Source organism: Marinifilum sp. D737, assembly GCF_026672275.1.
Lineage (GTDB): Bacteria > Bacteroidota > Bacteroidia > Bacteroidales > Marinifilaceae > Marinifilum.
Window position 1 is genome coordinate 1 of the sequence record NZ_JANQCD010000033.1, and the last position, 19,098, is coordinate 19,098.

Annotated in this window: 17 protein-coding genes; 5 read left to right on the forward strand and 12 right to left on the reverse strand. The window is 35.2% G+C overall.

What is annotated here, in order from left to right:
* Positions 1–430 precede the first annotated feature (430 nt).
* The 8 genes from NQ163_RS16515 to NQ163_RS16550 all read right to left on the reverse strand — a co-directional run bounded on the left by NQ163_RS16515 (position 431) and on the right by NQ163_RS16550 (position 9,942).
* A complete protein-coding gene (locus tag NQ163_RS16515; RefSeq protein WP_268191435.1) occupies positions 431–1,057 on the reverse strand; it encodes a tetratricopeptide repeat protein in 627 nt (208 codons plus the stop codon).
* Positions 1,058–1,062: 5 nt separating this feature from the next.
* Complete coding sequence (locus NQ163_RS16520; protein WP_268191436.1) at positions 1,063–2,418, reverse strand: tetratricopeptide repeat protein; 1,356 nt, start codon at positions 2,416–2,418, stop codon at positions 1,063–1,065.
* Positions 2,394–4,616 carry an urea transporter gene (locus NQ163_RS16525; RefSeq protein ID WP_268191437.1) on the reverse strand — a complete coding sequence of 741 codons (2,223 nt, stop codon included), beginning with the start codon at positions 4,614–4,616 and terminating at the stop codon, positions 2,394–2,396. Before NQ163_RS16525 ends, NQ163_RS16520 begins: the two co-directional genes overlap by 25 nt.
* A complete protein-coding gene (locus NQ163_RS16530) occupies positions 4,616–5,965 on the reverse strand; it encodes a hypothetical protein (RefSeq protein ID WP_268191438.1) in 1,350 nt (449 codons plus the stop codon). Before NQ163_RS16530 ends, NQ163_RS16525 begins: the two co-directional genes overlap by 1 nt.
* Positions 5,966–6,014: 49 nt before the next feature.
* The gene (locus NQ163_RS16535) at positions 6,015–7,061 is read right to left on the reverse strand and encodes an ATP-grasp domain-containing protein (RefSeq protein WP_268191439.1); all 1,047 of its coding nucleotides are present in this window, start codon (positions 7,059–7,061) and stop codon (positions 6,015–6,017) included.
* An 11-nt stretch (positions 7,062–7,072) separates the two neighbouring features.
* The gene (locus NQ163_RS16540) at positions 7,073–7,315 is read right to left on the reverse strand and encodes a PqqD family protein (protein WP_268191441.1); all 243 of its coding nucleotides are present in this window, start codon (positions 7,313–7,315) and stop codon (positions 7,073–7,075) included.
* 182 nt (positions 7,316–7,497) lie between these two features.
* A complete protein-coding gene (locus NQ163_RS16545; protein WP_268191442.1) occupies positions 7,498–8,103 on the reverse strand; it encodes a helix-turn-helix domain-containing protein in 606 nt (201 codons plus the stop codon).
* A 231-nt stretch (positions 8,104–8,334) separates the two neighbouring features.
* The gene (locus NQ163_RS16550) at positions 8,335–9,942 is read right to left on the reverse strand and encodes a hypothetical protein (RefSeq protein ID WP_268191443.1); all 1,608 of its coding nucleotides are present in this window, start codon (positions 9,940–9,942) and stop codon (positions 8,335–8,337) included.
* Between the two features lie 257 nt (positions 9,943–10,199).
* On the opposite strand from NQ163_RS16550, the gene NQ163_RS16555 reads away from it, so the two are divergent.
* Positions 10,200–10,886, forward strand: a complete 687-nt coding sequence (locus NQ163_RS16555; RefSeq protein ID WP_268191444.1) for a LuxR C-terminal-related transcriptional regulator — start codon at positions 10,200–10,202, stop codon at positions 10,884–10,886.
* Between the two features lie 135 nt (positions 10,887–11,021).
* On the opposite strand, the gene NQ163_RS16560 is transcribed toward NQ163_RS16555, so the two are convergent.
* The 3 genes from NQ163_RS16560 to NQ163_RS16570 form a co-directional block, all read right to left on the reverse strand.
* Positions 11,022–11,774 carry a nuclear transport factor 2 family protein gene (locus NQ163_RS16560; RefSeq protein ID WP_268191445.1) on the reverse strand — a complete coding sequence of 251 codons (753 nt, stop codon included), beginning with the start codon at positions 11,772–11,774 and terminating at the stop codon, positions 11,022–11,024.
* A gap of 107 nt (positions 11,775–11,881) precedes the next feature.
* Positions 11,882–12,808, reverse strand: a complete 927-nt coding sequence (locus NQ163_RS16565) for a nuclear transport factor 2 family protein (RefSeq protein WP_268191446.1) — start codon at positions 12,806–12,808, stop codon at positions 11,882–11,884.
* Between the two features lie 338 nt (positions 12,809–13,146).
* Entirely contained in the window at positions 13,147–15,198 is a 2,052-nt protein-coding gene (locus tag NQ163_RS16570; RefSeq protein ID WP_268191447.1) for a TonB-dependent receptor plug domain-containing protein, read from the reverse strand.
* A 396-nt stretch (positions 15,199–15,594) separates the two neighbouring features.
* Between NQ163_RS16570 and NQ163_RS16575 the strand changes: the two genes are divergently transcribed.
* Genes NQ163_RS16575 through NQ163_RS16590 form a run of 4 tightly spaced genes read left to right on the forward strand, consistent with a single transcriptional unit; the run spans position 15,595 to position 18,133 of the window.
* Positions 15,595–15,852 carry a hypothetical protein gene (locus NQ163_RS16575; RefSeq protein WP_268191449.1) on the forward strand — a complete coding sequence of 86 codons (258 nt, stop codon included), beginning with the start codon at positions 15,595–15,597 and terminating at the stop codon, positions 15,850–15,852.
* A 25-nt stretch (positions 15,853–15,877) separates the two neighbouring features.
* On the forward strand, positions 15,878–16,210 hold the full coding sequence (locus tag NQ163_RS16580) for a hypothetical protein (protein WP_268191450.1): 333 nt from the start codon (positions 15,878–15,880) through the stop codon (positions 16,208–16,210).
* A 21-nt stretch (positions 16,211–16,231) separates the two neighbouring features.
* Complete coding sequence (locus NQ163_RS16585; protein WP_268191451.1) at positions 16,232–16,474, forward strand: hypothetical protein; 243 nt, start codon at positions 16,232–16,234, stop codon at positions 16,472–16,474.
* Positions 16,475–16,477: 3 nt separating this feature from the next.
* On the forward strand, positions 16,478–18,133 hold the full coding sequence (locus NQ163_RS16590; RefSeq protein ID WP_268191452.1) for a hypothetical protein: 1,656 nt from the start codon (positions 16,478–16,480) through the stop codon (positions 18,131–18,133).
* A 642-nt stretch (positions 18,134–18,775) separates the two neighbouring features.
* Here the strand turns inward: NQ163_RS16590 and NQ163_RS16595 are convergent.
* The gene (locus tag NQ163_RS16595; RefSeq protein WP_268191453.1) at positions 18,776–19,039 is read right to left on the reverse strand and encodes a hypothetical protein; all 264 of its coding nucleotides are present in this window, start codon (positions 19,037–19,039) and stop codon (positions 18,776–18,778) included.
* Positions 19,040–19,098 lie beyond the last annotated feature (59 nt).

Genomic DNA, 19,098 nt, shown 5'->3' on the forward strand with positions numbered 1-19,098 from the left:
ATCACTGTGTTTTTAGCCAACAGCTAATTATTCATTGTTCATTATTAATTACTCATTATTAATTATTCATTGTATTTGCTATTGAGAATCCGAACTCTAGTCGGAGTCTCAAAATTACTGTGTTTTTAGCGGTCAGCTAATTGATTTTTACAAATGCTTCTTCGCGCACCGGCAATATGATTCATAAGTATGTATTTTGTTATGTAATAAGATCTTGTTAAATTTGAAAGTGTAGTTTTATTATGAGAGATTGATACACAGCTAGGCAAAATATCTCTTGCAAAAATAAAAAGTCCGTTAGACAGGATTTTAGAAGATAACGCCCGCTACCTTACGATTCCCTTCGTGTGGCTCAATTTCTAAAATAAAACCACACGAGAGGACTCGTGCGGTAGCGAGGGGAAAAACACGGAATAAGGATTCTTTGAAATCAATCTTCATTTGCACCCAATAATTTAAGACCTTCCAAAGCAGATGGATCTTGGGGGTAATACAACAGACTTTTCTCAAAAAGAATTATGGCCTCCCTCCTTTTTCCCATATGATAATTGGTCCATGCCAGCATAATAAGAGCATCATATTTGAAAGGGTATAAATCCACCACTTTCTTGAAGTAAAAATGTGCTTTTTCATAAGCCTCTTGCCCATAATAAATAAGTCCCAATCGATAATTGGCTACAGTTTGGTTTGGCGAGATCTTCAATATCTCTTTGTAGATGTTTACCACCTCAGACCATTTCCCCATAGCCGCTTTAGGCAAAATCAGGCCAAATTTTGCCTCTTCTGCATAGGGCTTTAAATTTACTGCTCTCTGATAGTGAGCAATTGACTCTGTAAATACCCCTGCCTGATAATTGAGCCAACCCAAACGCAAATTAATTTCATACGAATTTTCGTCATAAACCTGTTTTAAGTTCTCCACGGCATGAGAAAAATCGCCTTCTTTCTCATATTTGTAACTCTCGTTAAAAGCCATTCTAACAGCCTCGAAATTCTGCCCCGACAGCTTATTACACACACTGAATATGATGAGAATATTCAATGATAAATATTTCATTATCCTTAGAAGTTCCATTTTATGCCTCCAGTTATCGATTGAACATTGATGTATTGACTATTTGTATTATTATTTTCTATATAGATGTTTTTTTCCTCCTGATTTTGATATAGAAGAAACAGGCTTACTTTCCCTTTAAACAGATATTGACAGCAGCTTACTTTTATCCTGTTTTTCACAGGATTTACTCCATTGAATACTGAATACCCTTCATTCTCTACCTGTTTATACATATCACCGACATTATATCCTACCTGAACCCAGCTATTTTTTGCAAACTGAAAACCCGCGCCACAATCCCAATAGTTGCGATTCAACCAATCTCCCTTCCCTTTTTCCTCCATTTGATTGCAAATGCCAGCCCATAGGTAGAGTTTTACATTTCCTTTGGGATAGTAGTAAATTGTCAATTCCTGCTGCCAGCGATGCAAATTGTCGATATCAGAATACAATAGTCCTGCATGCATCTTCCATTTGGATAAATCCTGATCTATTCCGAGGTATCCAATGAAACCATTTTGAGTGACACCATAAGTATAGGTTTTAATATCCTGTACTGAATTATTAAACTCTCCTGGACCATTGCCTTTTACCCATGGTCCCTGCACCACTGCATTGGGGAGCTGCTCTGTGTGAGAATAGCCAGACACCTCTGTTTGTACCCAGTGTGCAGCCAGAGCCAGCCTTGTGCCATAAGCCAGTTGAAAATGACTTTTTAGATAATATTGATTTTGAATGACCTCTTCGTCAAAGGAAATTCCTTCCGACACTACCGTATTTTTTACATCCACCCAGCTGTACGCATGATATAAGGCAAGCCTGTTACCCAATTTATGATTTACTCCAAAACTGTAGTGATATAATTCATTTCGAACCGTTTGTTGTTGTACCAAATCTGAATCAATGGCATAATCATCAAGAAACTCATATTTGGTTTCTGCATATACTCCTGAAATGAATTTTAATTTACGAATTCTATATTTTTCAATGATTGACCCAGGCAGTTTTTTTTGTATGCGCACGGCATCCATATTTCTGCCTCCTAGCAGGTAGGAAAAGTACAAATATTCTTTCAAGCTATTATCATCGGGGTTTTGTTCATGCAGTTTTTTAAACAAAACAGCTGACTTCCTATAATTCTTCAGCTCATAATAGGCAATGCCCATTCTCAAGCGCAAATAGTAAAAGTCAATGTCATGAGCAATAGCCTTTTTAGCTAACAAAACCAGTTGTTTCCACTGTTGTTTTTGATAAAGTGCATAAGTTTCCCGGTTTACCTGGCCTACACTCAATGAATTCTGAGCCTGCACATGCGAACTTAAGAGAATGATCCCAATTAATATGCTTGCATATTTCCACATTTTATCTCTAATGTTTTATCTTTTTTATAAATTTTCATTCGAAGTGAAGCCCCACTTTCCACTGTAATTTCACTTTTTATAGAATGATTCCTGTTCGAATAGGCAGAAATTACTTTAGAGGCAAGCTCTATTTTTTCCGATATAATTCCCTCATTTTTATTTAAATATTTCAATTGATACTCTGCCTTAAGGTAAATGTAAAAAGGTGCAATAAAATCCTGGACAAAAAGATTTCCAGAACCATAAACAAGATTAGGAGGGACTTCTGTTCTAACACTTAAATTTGTATAGTAACCCAGATAAACTTTATGGCAGCAGAGGTACAGATAATACAATAAGGAACGTCTATTCCCCAAATAATTGTGAAATTCCAAAACATTGGCATTAACACTAAAATAGGCACGCGAATTGGTCAATCCACAGTACAGGTACGAATGTTTCAGAGCATCTGATTTCACCTCGAAATGCCAATTCTTTTTGGGTAATATCATGTTTTTATATGGTTTTGATACCACCTCAAGAACAAACTTCTGCCCAGGTTGAAAATTAAACACCTGCAGTAAAAGAGGATGAGCTTCTCCCCTTATCAATTTGGCAGACTTTAATGGTTTAGAATACGATTTAAGAACCACCTGCTTTGCAATCCGTTCCAAGTAATGAGGCAGGGAGACCTGAAAAGTAGCTGAACCAATGTAAGGGGTAGTTTGAAATTGAAAATGGATGTGTGGAAAGGGTGATCTTCCAGAGTTTCCACATTTCCCCAAGACATCACCTTTTTTCACAAAATCGCCTTTTTTCACCTTAAAACTGGCTTCCCTGAAATGACTCAATTGAAAATAGAGTCCGTTTTGATGATGAATTACCAGACTATTTCCCCAATTCTGATCTAAATTCATTTCACCAATTTCATTATCTGGAACACCATCCAGAATGTTTACTACCTCACCATCTGCCGGACACAAAATCGTTTTATTGTAACAATAGTAATCTCCTACATGATTGCCCTTTTGCTTAAACTGCTTATTGAAATTGTCAGTAATGGAAAAATCCCAGGCGTGTCGCCATTCATCCTTATGCGTATATTCACCATCATGAGCTTGGGTAACTGTCCACTCTCCAATAAAAGGCAATTGAAAATCGGTTAATCCTTTGGAAGATATTCTAAGGGCATTATTTTTCAGGAAATACAGGTTCCTTTCCGGTGAATTATGCTGCACAAGTACTTCCAGCAACTTCGCATTTGGCTTATATCTCAATTTTAAAATATACAAGAAAAGTAGTGTTACCACATTAAATGGAAGAGCATAAATAGACAGTCGATAAGGTGCAAACCAATGTATACTGCTTAGGGTAATCAACACCACAATAGGCAAAATCAGTACAATCCATAAATAGGAATACAAAGAGGGGATAATGTAAAAACCTCCCAGAGCAATCGACGTAAGAATAAAATTAAATCCAATATAGGTATAGCTTAACTCATTGATGTTTGCACCAACAAATCCATAAAAGAAGTAAGCAAGGTAGAAACCAAATATCGCTAAAGTAAAGGCTATTCTCGAATAAAAAAGTAAACCCAGAAGAATGAACAGACCTGCCAGCCAGTTGCTTTGAAAAAAAATAGCCCCAAGTGATTTAAGAAAAATAGATATGGAGTCAAAAAGAGCATAGCTTTGAATACTATGATATAAATTTACCAGGGACTGACCTCCTATTTCATAAAATTCATTGGCCTCATAAATACCTCTTTCACTAATTCCAAGACTTGCAAAATCACTACTAGCCATCATAATCATCCACAATCCTAAAAGAAAAGGAATGCTTAAAAATGGCAAGGCATACTTTGCAAATACACCTTGAAGAAACAAGCTGATAAATAGGGTTAAAACAGAGGACAAAACAACCAGCAAAGTAATTTCAATCCCTGGCTGAAAATATAATCCTATTCCTAAACCAACCAGAAGACTATTAAAACCATAGGTACCATCTTTAATATAAACAGAGGGAAAGCCCATTATAAAGGCAATTACATTTGCTGTTACTATTGATATAAGACCAAATATCCCAGCCCAAAGATCAAAAAAACTAACCAAAAGGAGCAATAAAGCAAAAGCTTTGTTTCGTGAAAAAAACACCTGAGCATAACTATTTAAGATGGCCTCACCAAAAAATAATATATTCTTTCTGTAAAATTTCATTACCCTTTAAGATGCTCAGGAACATTTTCCATCGCATTAAATTGTTCATTGGTTTCTTTTTTTCGGATAAGGTGTATCTGTTTATCCGTATCAATTAGCAAAACAGGGGGTCTTAACTTAATAAACTGCATCCATTGTGTCATATTATAAGCTCCAATACGTGGGATTACAACTGCATCACCTCTTTGAAGAAGAGGAAACTGAACGGCTTCCCGAATCACATCTATATTCATACAAAGGGGACCATAGATGGTTGTATTTTCTGTTTGTTCTGATTTCAATTGGGTTGGTAACACCTCATGATCATACCAGAAAGAGGTAAACAGCATATTCACGCCTATATCTATTACGGTTGCTCTTCGGCCATCTGCCAGTCGTTTATTGGCCAGGACACTTCCCAACATAAAACCTGAATCGTCCACCAAAGCTCTGCCCGATTCTAAAATCAAAAGCGGTAGTCTTTCCGGCGGCAATTCACTGTCGAGCAAAACGGAAGTAATTGCTTCTGCATAATCATCGAAAGAGGGACAGGTATCAGAACCAGGAAGGTAAGCACCTTTAAGGGTATTCTTTGAAGCAAATCCTCCTCCCAGGTCAAGGTATTTCAATTCATACTTATATTTTCGGAACAAACGGTTGGTCAAATCGGCCATTTTTCGGGTTGCAACTGCATATGCATTTACCGAAGTTATATAGGTTCCCATATGAGTATGCAGTCCCAGCAACACCATATATTCATGCAACATAACACGATTCAGAACATTCCAGGCTTCCCCATTTTCGAGGTTAAATCCAAAACGATCCCACTTTGGATAAATACCAGCATCTAAATTGATCCGGAGGCCTACATTTGCTTTTTTATCCAGCTTATGAGCCAATTCTCCAAGATAATAGAATTCATCCAAACTGTCGAGATGGATCATAGCGCCGTCCTTTATGGCCCTCTCTAAATCTTCCCTGGATTTATCAGGACCATTAAATATGATCTGATTTCCTGGAATTCCATTTTCAATAGCCTTAGTATATTCAAAACCTGAAACTACTTCAGCCCAGGCCCCTTCGGAATGAAAAATTTTACAAACAGCATTTAAATAATTGGTTTTATATGACCATGCAAATTGCACACGCGGATAACGAGATAAAAAAGCCTTTTGAGCTTGTTGGAAAGTTTCTCGGATACAAGGCTCTGATATCACATAGATTGGTGAGCCAAACTGCTTCATAATATCGGTAATGGCAACTCCTTCAATATGGCTGATTACAGGCACTCGTGTACTCATCCCAAACTTATCGGGCATGCCAGCATTTACTTTATTAATAATGGGCCGTTCGTAATCTAATTTTTTCATTTTATTATCGTTTCATGTTCTAGTTATCCTTTTGCTGTACCATTTCCTCTTACATCTCACCACTCACCGATAAAGCACCAAATTGAGAAATATCTCCTATTAAATCGTATGAATACCTGATAAACATTTTCCCAACTTTATAATTCAAGAAAGGTGGAGGATTCAGACCTAAAGCAAGTTTAACCAGGGCTTCCGGCAAATTTTGTCCGGCCGCAACAGCTAAATAGACCCAGGCAGGAATTCTAGGATTAATTTCAATAAGAAAATACTCATTATTCATGGTTTTGATCAATTCTAATTCCATACCTCCCTGCCATTGGGTCTTTTTAATTAGATCTCTTGTCAGTTCCAACATGCTATCATTTGCAATGGTAACTCCTCCCCATGCTTTTCCCTTATCAGTAATATACTGTTTGCGCATTGGGACAGCACCAACAGTATTTCCCAAACCATCGCCTAAGGCAATCACATTTACCTCTGTACCCCTGATAAACTCCTGAATAATCACCGGCATTCCCCATTTGGCTGAAATTCTGTCGAAATGACTTTTTACCTGTTCCTCCGAATAAGCCAGATACGCATCATAAAATTTACCTTTTACAAGCAAAGGGTATTCAAATGATTCTTTGAGCTGCTCTATATCATGCCTGTGCACAATAACTTTACTCATTGGAACCTTAATTCCATACTTCTGTCCATATTTGCCAAGATTTGTTTTTTGTCGTTCCTCAAACTGATCGATTGTAGGTAAGAAAGTTTTAATTCCAATTGCCTTCAGTCTTTCTTTAGATTGAATGAAGGAGTAGAGCTCTGCATCAAAATTGGGAATAATAACATCAAGTCTTTCTCTTGAATGAATGTACTCAATTCGCTTTAGCAATGAATCCATTCCTGATGATGGATAAGGAATTTGATATGTTTTATCTACCATATCCGGCATGTAAATACCAGGCTCAAGGTTTTCATAGGCTAGGCCAATAATTCTCACATCAAAATCCTTACTTTCTCTGAGTGAACGAATTACCGGAATTCCCGGTCCCGGATTATCGGTATTATTTAATCCCGTTACAGCAATATGATATTTTGTTTTTTTCATATCCACTCTGGTTACCGGTCAAGCAATCCATGATGTTGCAATATTACCAGGAAATCTTCCATATTTTTCTCAAGACTTACCAAATCCACATCATATCGCTCTAATAGTAATTGTTTGATATCTGTCACACTTTGCCCCTCCTTTAATTGATTCAATATTTCTTTTCCAATAGGGTTAAGAATAAAGGAATCTCCTGTTTCCGGATTGAACAAAAATCCATTTTCACTAATCGCTATGTTTTTTTTTAACTTCATGATTTCAAGATTAACAAATGATCTGACCCGATTCTTTTTATGATTTTGAAACCATAAAAAGGTACATTAGTTTCAATAATTCCTAAAAAAAAGTTAAAACAAAAGCTCTTAAAGTCTGTTACAAAATTTTGTGAAAAAGTTATGAAATTCCATTTGGCAATAGGATGAAAATAAGGTGCTAATTAATACAAAGCATTTAGAGATTTTTTATTTTTCATCCTACTCTTTTTATATTCAGATACTGAAACTCCAGTTATCTTATGAAACTGGTTTGAAAGGTACTGCACGCTACTATAATCCATCAGATAAGCAATTTCACTAAGAGTAAACTCATCCTGATCAACCAATTCCTTTATACGTTCAATCTTATTTAGAATAATAAACCTCTCAAGCGTAATGACCTCATATTTGGAAAATAGTTTGGATAATTGTTGATAGCTCAGCCCCAGCTTGCCCACCAGGTATTCCGACTTTTGCGCAATGGAATCAGCGTTATTCATCTGATGAATCAACTCGATTACAGTACTTTTTATTTTCTCAACTAGTTGCTGTTCGTATCCAACAATAATCTCCATCCCATTTTTCCGAAGAATGCTATTAACTTTATCCAGATCCATTTTTTCTGGCTGGTAACTAATGATGGCCATTCCAAGTCTGACTTCTTCGACACGAATACCATTTTCCTCAAAATCCCTTCTTAAAACACGAACACAACAAGCACAGACCATGTTTTTTATATAGATGGTCTCTGTATGTAATTGATCATTACCAGGAAGCGATTTGTACATGATATAATGAGATGTGCTTACAATATGAATTATTTAAAGTACAGAGTGGGTAAAAGCATGAAAAACACTTATGTCCTTACAAAAGATCTTAATCTGCATATTATCCACTCTGTGCAACAATTAAAACAATGAGAGCACCCAATGTTAAGCATCCTTATTGTTTTACCAGTGAAGTTTTTTCATAAATTCGAACATTTGTTATTCGCTAACAAAATGTAGGTCAAGAACATACTATCTTCTGCCGCGTCTTCCACGACCTCCTCCTTCAGATGAATTCTCATCGTCACCTTCCGAAACTGTGTCATCACCATGTCCTTCTGGTCTATTTCCATGCGAATCTTCTTCCGGCACATAATTAAATGGTGAAAATTCGCCCCTAACAATAGGAACATCCCAAGTCCAGGTAGGTGTAGAAATTTCCCAAACCAAAAACTCTTCATTATTGTGCACTACCTCAAGCGCCTGAACATAATCATCTGCTTGACAAGCAAATCCAAGTGCACCGGTAGTAGGATTACCTTCCTTTTGTGTATACCTGTAAATTGCATTTGCATCAACAGTTAATGGTGCCTCTCCCATTAAGATATCATGCAAAACTAAATTATCTGCAAGAACCTCTGTATGTGAGCCTATTAATTCTCCGCTTACAGGATCATAATCACCTACAATTGTTACATAATCCAAAAGAGTTCTTTTAAACTTTTCCCTGTCATAACTAAAACTTGAATAATCCACATAGTAACGATAGCGTGAATATTGTTCCTTATTTGTTTTATCCATCATTCGAATTTCCTGTTCGATTGTTGGTAAATAGCAATTTACAATATTAGCAGTTTGATTAATATCATTTCCACTCACTTCCGGCACTCCCATAAACAGATTAACAAATACGATCTCGTCGATATTCAGGGTATTCGACTTGTCTGATCCTGCTGCCATACAGGATGCAGCCAAATTCATGATCAATTGATTTTGCTGGTCTACAGAAAAATCAAGGAACGATTTTGGAAGAGGAGCCCATTCTCCATCTACCCTAAGTTGTAGATCAAAGCCACCAAAAGAAGATTCCTCTTCAATTAGAAATTTCAAGCCATTATTTTCAGCCGATTGAGTAAATCCATGTAGCATGAGTTCCTTGTAAATGGCCAAATTCTCAAGGGGTGAATCGATTGGCTTATCTGCTTCTCCAAGTGCTATGGCTGCATCAGTTCTAAACATCATCACACGGCCACAAAAATCACGAGATACATTAGCAACAGAACCATCGCCAAAATTCTTAATAACCTCTGCTAATCTTCTTTCAATAACAGTAGAAGGTGATCGAATAATATCTAAACGTCCAAACTCAATAGGTACTACATGAAGTGCCACTTCAGGTAAAATTTCCCCTTCAGCATCATAGAGCGAAATTACATTTTCAGCACCTTCAACAAAGCCATTTTCATTAGGTATTATTGTAACGATCTCTGTAAGCGGATTGTCTTCTGACTCATAAATTACGTATCCATCAGCGTCACGTACCAATACTTCTAAGTCAAATTCTCCGTTAAGCCGTGGGTTTACAACATCAATGACTCCAACAACAGGCAGATCTTTATATTCTACATGATAATTTAATTCATAAAGGATTGGAACACCAGAATTGTAACGTTCCATTTCCCACAAATCGCCATACAAATCGGCTTGATCGACATCTGTTTGCTTTCCACCTCTTTTCAAGACATGGCTTTTTTGTTCCTGATTTCTATCAGGCTCTAAAAGCTCATTGTCACAAGCAGAGAAAAAAGCAAAACCAATAATTAGCAAGCACACACATGGTGCAAATAAATTGTTTTTCATAACATTTGGTTTTAAAGTGAACTAAAATAGATTGATAAGTAAAATACTTTTTGAATAGAAAACTTGAAGTAAAAAGTTAAGCAAAGCTAAAAAAATGATCAATCCTCATTTCGTGTATTTTAAGTAACCATTTTACTCACTCACTATCAACGTAATGATTAATCAATTAAGCAAAAAGAGCATTTTTTTTAAATTATCAGTAAAAAATTCTTAAAGTTTAATTTAAACATCGTAACTTTAATAAACAATATAAAATAATGCAGCAAGTTAAGACCATAAAAATATTGATATCCTATGACCAATGTATGGTAGCGGAAGGTTTTGAGTCAGTATTATCAAGCCATAAACGATTCCAGGTTTCGTTGATAAGAAAAAATAAGGATATGTATTACGATACCATAAGATCTGGTGAAGTAGATTTGCTAATTGTGGAAATTGAAGACGTATCGAGAGATAGTCTTAATTTCATAACTAAACTGCATCATGACTACCCTATGTTAAAAATATTAGTAATTTCAGGGATTCCTCCTCTTGAATTACTTAAGCCCCTTGTCAATGTTATTAATGGATATTTACTTAGATCTTGCTCGTCGGAAAAATTATTTTTAGCAATTCAGGAAATTTTTGAATCGGGGAAATATATCTGCTCAAAATTAATTCCCATACTTTTCAATGACAATAAAAAAGATAATTTCAACATCCATTTAACATCTAGAGAAAAGGAAATTTTATTCTTGCAGTTCACATTAAAAGACAATAATGAAATTGCCAAAAGACTTCATATTAGTCAAAATACAGTAAGAACACACATAAAAAATATAAGGCATAAATTTGGTGATTTTAACCAAATTCAAATGATGAGATACACTTGCAATAAAACTTTGCACAAAGATCACTGTCTTCCTCTTTGCCCAAACTGCAAATTTTTTGCTAATGGAAGCTAATACAAGTAATTCCAAATAGTAAAATAAAAGAATAAAACTCAATTAACTACTTCACAAACCGGAACTAGATTACTTTTGCTACAGTATCATTAATTGCAAGTATATTCAAATGAGATAAAACATTAGATACTACAATTAGTTTTCCACCTTAAAATACACCTGACCAGTAAAAAGATCTTTGAATTTTGATTTGTGCTTTTCAATCACCTCCTTGTACTTTTCATGTTCGTGAATTAAATCATAGTTGGCTTTACTCAACCATTTTCCTTCAAAAATATGGGTATAATCTATTTCATGTTCATTTGTTGTACTATAAATCACATATCCACATTCAGGAAATCCAATTTTTGCAATGGTCTCATTTATTTGTTTTAAGGGCTCATCAAGAACTGAAACCGAAAGTTTATCGGAAACCTTTAACAGGTGCATGCTTTTGTAATGTACAGGATCTTCTTTCTTTACATAGGTAGAATGAAATGAACCAATCAGCCATTTCTGCTTTTGCTTTTCCATATGATAGGTCTCAATGGCCTGCATGTTCATTTCCTCCTCGTTCATTGCTATAATTACATCAAACTTAACTACCAGCACTGCTGTTTTTTGCTTCACATCTGCTTTTTCAACTTGTATATCGATATCGATTTTTGCTCCTTCGAATGTTTTGACCAATTCGATAAATTCATCCAGATTGTTGAAGGTTTTGGCATTTTCTATCGCAAAGAAATCTTCAGTACAAAAAGTTCGTGCTGATTCATAATTAAAGACTTTCATTGCATCATAAAATCCTATGATGGCTTTTTCAGGCTCCTGATTACTTACGTCCTTATCTACCGAAACACAGGCTGATAACAAAAGTAAAACCGAAATAATATAGAAGTAATTTTTCATATTGTTTTTGCTTATTGAAGTGTATAAGATATTGTGTATAGCCTGCGTTCATAAATTAATGCAGGCTATTGTATTCTACTTTATGAGGCATTGTTTGGATCGTATCCTTACTTCTTTTTCTCGAAATGATTGCTGCTATACCACACAAATTCACGTATGATCTTCCCTTCTTTGTTAAATGTACAACTAAGCAAGTAAGGTACTTCAAAGATGCCATCTTTGCTCTTTTCTTTGTACAACCACCAAGAGTAAACCACATAGCCATCATCTTTTGCGTAGTACATACAATCCGGATAACCAACCTGTTCGATTGTAAATTTATTATCTGGTTTCATGAATCGACTCTCTTTCCAAATATCTATTTGTGTTTCCAAATCCCTCATTTTGCCCCATTTCATTGCCGAATTGCCAAACTTCACTTTCTCATCGTAAAAGCTTTTCCAGGTTTCCAAATCCTTCTTCTCAAAGGCATTAACCAATTTTCTAACTTTTACGATATAAGGATGATTGATAAATATCGTTCCATTTTCAATGGTTCTTTTGCTGTTACGAATTTCATCAAAAACATCTGTATCCATATAATATAACATTGTTGCAATCTTTCCATCCTTATTAAACTGGTAGAGATGATGAATGTGAAGACTCAATTTAATGCCAGTTTCCTTATGCTCACCTGTCACTAATAACCAATCTTGTACCCAAGTACCTGACTTTTTGTATTCAATGGCATCAGGATATGCAGGAGAATGATCTCTAATCTCAAGATCTACAAAATTCTTTTTATAAAAATTCACATAATTTATGGTCCCCTCCCTGGTCGCCTTTATATCTTTTCCATTAACAAATACTTTGGCCGTATCTGCCATTAAGCTTAGAAATCCTTCAGCATCACCAGCTTTAAACTTCTCCCATAAGTCTCTTGTTACCTCAATACTTTCATGCTCAGAATACACAACTCCATTCTTTTTTTGAGCATACAAGCTCGTACTGATCATGCCTATGCACAATAGTACAATCATCCAAAATTTTTTCATAGTTCTCCAATTAATATTAACATTCATAAGAAATAAATCTGTTAAAAACAGATTCAGTTAAGAATAATGTATCCTATTAGTCCATGAATGTCAATTAATTATGACTATCATTGTAAAATTACAGATCAAGAGATTTCTAGTGTAGATATTGATTTAAGACGGTTTAAAAAGAATTAAAAATTAAACAATTTCATTCTCTTGTGTATTTAATAATTCCTAAGCTATTTTTGTAAATTATTCGCAATTATCACTAATACCTGAATGTTAAAGACAAAAAAATCCCCCTTAAATTAAGGAGGATTTACCTGTATATTAATACGGATTGCAGAAATAATATCTTACTTAAACTTCAACTTGTAATTTAGTCCAAAGGTAAACCATCTGCCTGGTTGATTTAGGTTACCAATGTCGTTGTATTTTTCATCCAACAGATTGGTAATACTTGAATACAATAACAAATTCTTGTGCTGCCATTGCAATTTTAAATTCAACAAGTAGAAAGGATCGTAAGCTACTTCTCCGGTGTATTCACCATTCTCGAAATTCATATAGCTACCATTTCGGTCCTGATAACTCAATTGCCAATTGGCCGACAAGTTATTCCATATGCCATGATTCACCGTTAAATCGAATTTATGCTTCAGGTTATCCAATACATAGTTGGAAAAATACTCATCACTTCCCTTATCCAGTTTAATGTATGAGTAATTCAGCTTTACTTTTTTAACAAAGATCGACTTTCCAAATAATCTCTCGGGTGAAATATCAAGTCCGGTCTCAATTCCAAATGAGTTTACCTCTGTTAGATTTTGTGTTTTCCACTTCTCTTCCTCATTTTCTCTTACCCAATCGATTAAATCCTTACCATTTCGGTAAAAAGTATTGATATGTGCTTTTAAGGCTTTGTTATTGAATTTAAAACCTCCTTCGAAAGTCAGCGATTTTTCAGGCTTTAAATCAGGATTACCGATATTGGTAGGTCCATTGTAGTACAAATCGGTAAATGTAGGCATGCGCATAGAAGAGTTTACCGACGAGTAGACTTTTAAATCATCGCTAATCTGATAGGCTACATCAATACCCGGATAAATCTTCCAGTCAAAATCCAGATCGGATATCCAGTTGAACATGGCTCCTACCGAGATACTCCACCTATTTAGGTATAAGGAATGCTCGGCAAAATAGGAAACATGTGACCTGGAGTGAGATCGGGTAAAATACTGACCACTTTCTCCTGGAACTTTAATGGGCTCATCCATTTCTTCTCCCAACACATTGCTCCAAATGTTTTCTGATCGAAATTCAGCTCCAAAGGAAGTTTTTCCCAAACTGGAACTGAACCATGTATTTAAACCTGCCCCTAATACATCGGTTAAGTGATAGTTGTGTGTGGTATACCAACTTGCCGGATTATCGCGAAACAATTCGAAACGATCCTGATGACGGCGCCAGTATAATGAAGGTTTAAAGTGTAGTTTCTTTCCTGTTTCGTATTGCAGGGATGCAAATGTTGTTTTGGTTTTTTCGTACTGATTTGGAAATTTGGGCGTATAGAAACTATTGGCTCCAAATCCTTTTTGTGTGTAGCCCAATTGCACATCTAATTTTCCTGGTTCACTTTCCAGCTGTGCATGGTAAAAAATATTATGGGTTTCGAAATCGGTATTGTCGATGTATCCATCGGAAGATTTTCGATTTGCTGCTACAAAATGTTGAAGTTTTCCGGTACTAAACGCATAGTTTGCATTCAAATCCGACAAATTGTGCTCTCCATAAACAAGATCAACATTCAATTCATGATTCTTATTTTCTCCGGTAATGATATTAATGGCTCCCGAAAATGCATTTGGGCCATATACACGTGCTGCAGGTCCTTGCAGGATTTCCACTCTTGAAATGTTTTTTAAACTTACCGGAAGATTGAAGTTGTGATGTCCGGTTTGTGGATCGGAGATATTGATGCCATTTAAAAGAATTAAGGTTTGATCGAAGGAACCTCCACGAACCGAAATATCGGCCTGAACACCATGAACACCTCTTTGTCTGACATCAACACTAAGAGCGTATTCTAATAGTTCCTGAATACTCTGCACAGGAGCAGCCTCAATTTCCTCTCTCTCGATTACGGATACAATCCGCGCCACCTGCGAGTAGGTAACAGGCGATCTTTGGGCACTGACTTTGATCTCATCAAGGTCGTATTGCATGCTTACCTCCGATGACTGGTTTTGAGCAAAAACAATTTCAGGACTGATAACAATTAGGTAAACCACTAGTAAAACTGTAATTTTTACCTGCTTGCTAATTGCCTGAAATAATGAATAGTTTTTACCACCCCAGCGTCGGAATGTTAACATGCTAGCCCATTGGCTTTGTTTTAATACTTTCATTTACTTTTTATAATAAGGATGGCAAAAGTAAAAATAAAATTGATCTTTACAGTTTAAAGTTACTTTTATTTAGTCTACATTAAACCAATCCTTTGACTTTATTGCATTCTTATTATTAACAAACTCATTCAGTAAATGTGTACAGGGTCTACTTCATTTAATTGTAATTTTGCGTAAGTCTACACTCCTTTCGAACTGGTTATCAAGCTTGTTTTAATGATCACTCATCTAAAAGTTTAAATTAAGTTAAAATTATTTTTGCCTTTCGTATTTTTAGTTGTAACTTTTTATGAAAATTAATTGACTACTCTTAAGTTTTATCGAATTGAACAAGAGAGTAATTAAAACTATTACAATAATCGACTTATTAAATTTACTTAAGCGTTATATCTTAGTATGTCAGAATTAAAAAAGGCTGTTAAGGAACTGATGCAAGACCTCAACAGTAACGAAGTAGCTATCATTGAAAAAAGTGATTTTGATAGTTCATCCGCGAAGCTTCTATCCTATGGGAAGGTTGAATTAGGTGGTGATGCCGTACAGGTATTATCGAAAGAAAATCAACAATTCACACAATTACACAACGAATTATTGATCTGTTCAAGTAAAAACCGCAAAGCAGTTTGGGATTTTATTAGCAGATCGCTCCTGTAATATTACTAATTAAACACAAACTATTATGAGTATTAATGTAGAGCCTATTAAAAAGGCAATTAATGATGTCGCAACTCTTGAAGTAGCAACTTTAACCAATGCGAATGACAATAAATTTGATCTTACCAATGGATCAAATGAAAGTGTATTTGAAGCCATTCGAAGCAATCTTTCTCAATCGGATCTGGTAGCCTACACGCGCTTTGAACTGGATGGAGATGCAGTAAACTTTGTAAATAACAAGGAGGAACTTACCGCTTTGGTAGAGGATCATAGTATCCTGGTTGAATCTGCCCTGGAAACTCGCAAAACTCTTTTCAATACCATTTACAAAACGCTGAAAGATGTGATTAAATAACAAGCTTTATCACCTGAAACTGTGAAACAAAAAATCAAGTATATTTTCTGTACCCTTAAGATTAACCTTAAGGAGAATTCCTTTCAAGCTTCAAGCATTTGGAATGAACTAAAGGCACAAAATGCACAGGAAATTAATCCTTACCTAGAAGCTAATGAAGATCAAGCTCCTGTAGTGTCAGAGTATGGAAAATATACTATTGGTATTCAAAAACAATTTGTGAATTTTCTACAATTCATGAGAAAGAAGCTGAATAAATCCTAGATCATGTCGATACAAGAAATTTTTAAGAGTGAGTTTTTGAAACCCGAAACAGAGGTAAACTTTACTGCCATTCATAAACTGGAGTGTGAGGAAGTTCTGGATAATTTGGGTTATATTGAACTTGATCGCAACAGTGGTAAACAAACTGCCAGCTTTGAGCAATTAGAGGAAGGCATTTCTTTATTCAGGCAAGAATATGAAATGTACAAGCAGGATTTTCATAAAGATATTGATCGCTTTGGCACATTTAAAGGCCAATTACTTTCTGAAGAGGAACTTGACTTTCTGCATGAATTATCCTCTTTAGAGGGCGAATTTGAACTTCATCATTACCCTCTTAAAAAAATTGGACAAAATCCTATCCTATCCAGAGTTCTTAACTGGCGATTAGGTATTCTTTCCATATTCAATAATAGTATTACCAATCAATTATCAGATGATCTCACAAATCATCTTAACCTGTTAGGATCATGGTGTAAAATTTCTGATCATGAGCAAATTATTGAGTTATTGGGTAATATGGAAAATCTTTCCATGGCAATTGCAAAACAAGATTTCTACCCTGGTTCTGACTATCGACACCTTATCTATTTTAAAAACTCTTACAGAAAGTTAAAAGATAAAGGTGTTAAGTTTACAAGCAATAAAAAAAGATTCGAATCCAGATTACCATTTATTCCCAAGAAAAGCCAAAATACTTTAAAGCTGGTTCAAAAAAAGAAAGTTGCATTTGATAGCTTTCAAAAGGATCAATTGCATCAGCTTATGATTCGTTTGGTACAAATTAGACTGTGGCTATTGGGCAATTATCAAGGCAAGTTGGATAATGATCTTGGTCCTTTAAGCATTACCGGCATTCATTCTCTTATTTCCTATATACATGAAAGCTATGGAGGAAAGCAAGGGTATAAAATGAGTGATTTGCTAATGCGTTTAGGAAACGACAGATGGGTTTTAAATGTTAGCTACCTCTTTAAGGCATTGCTTCCTGTACTTGTTAGGATGGAAAGTGATAAGAAAATGGAAACCATATCCGAAGAATTTAGCACCATTATTAACAAGCTGGAAAAAGAAGAAGATAAAAAAGAGGTATTAAAAGTGATTGATCAGCAAATAAAGACTGAATTTGATTCTCCTTCGAATCGAAAATCCAAAACAAGAGGGGGCAAAAGATTACTTCGCTCGATTGGTCGATTTTTCAAACGCATTGGTGACTTTATAAAAGATGGCATTAAATGGGTTATCGAATCGATAAAAAACCTGTTTAAATGGTTTAAAAATGGAATTAAGATCTTAGTTCGTGAGTTAAAAAAGGCATTTCATATGGCCAAAACAGCCTTGTCATTTTTCTTTTCAAAAAGGATTGTAAAAACCCAAAACACCAACAGTCAACTAATCACCGATTACGATTTTAATTTCGACAGTTTAACTACAGTTATTGGAACAGACAAGGAATTAATTGAGGAACACATCCGCAAAAACAGGTGGATGAGCAATGCACTTGAAGAAGTATCTGAATTTTTAGGTACGCTTATTTCCATTGCCATTAAAATTGCCAAAGGACCTATGGGTTGGATTCAGCTTGGTATAGAAGTCATAAAATATCTGGTTGACAACAAATTTAAATACAATAGGTTATCACTTGATTTGGATCATTAGTAATATTCAACGGAAAATTTAAATAAAAAGGAAAGAGCGATTTCATCAAACACATCGAATCTCTTACACACTCATTCTATACACCTATTAATGAAATCGCTCAAATGAAGACTAACCCTAATTTTACACACATATAAATAGTCTTCGTTGCAAAGAATTAATAAGTTACAAATTTTAGGGCTAAAATGCTAATGCAAACTTGATGTCTGAATACATCAAGGAAATTTAGCTCTTGCTAGAATAATGTGTGCTTTTTACCCATGCAAAGGGATAATGTAGCATATCCTGTCAGCATTTATTCAAATGAATTTAATATGATTTAAGTGCTTATGAAGGGCATTTTATTGGGATATGCCATGTGCAGCTGGTAAGTTTTGAAATGAGAACCAGTTAAATTATTGAATACAAAGATAATTCTTTGTATTACGACGAATTACATTCTTGATGGCATTTTTGAACAAACTCAAGGAGCATTTTGTACTCCTTGAGGTGATATTATAAAGTAATAGTTAGCTTTGCGAGAATGTGAGAGGGCTTTCCCATTGATTTTTTTAAAGGATGTGTATGAATATCGGAGAAAGCCCTCTAACCACCAACTAAATCAATCTTTTGTGATCATTTAAAGATTGTCAAATCTTTTGTTTACTCGTTTCGTTTATTGATATATTCACGGGCATCGGTTTTTTGCCCAATTTCTCGTCTTCCCTTTTTGTTTAAGCGTTTAAAATTTAGATATTGAAACAGCAAACCGCCTAGTAAATAAATGGGAAGGGTATACAATTGTTTCCAGGTAATTAGTTCTTCGCTGGTTTCAACAGTAACCATGGTAATCCCAATAAACATGATAACTCCCCATATTAATCCAGGATAAATCCATGTTTTTAACCCAAAACTTGTATCGAACATTATTGCAATTTTAAATAAGAATATTTCTATTTAATGAGGAGAGCCCTCATAACCAATTG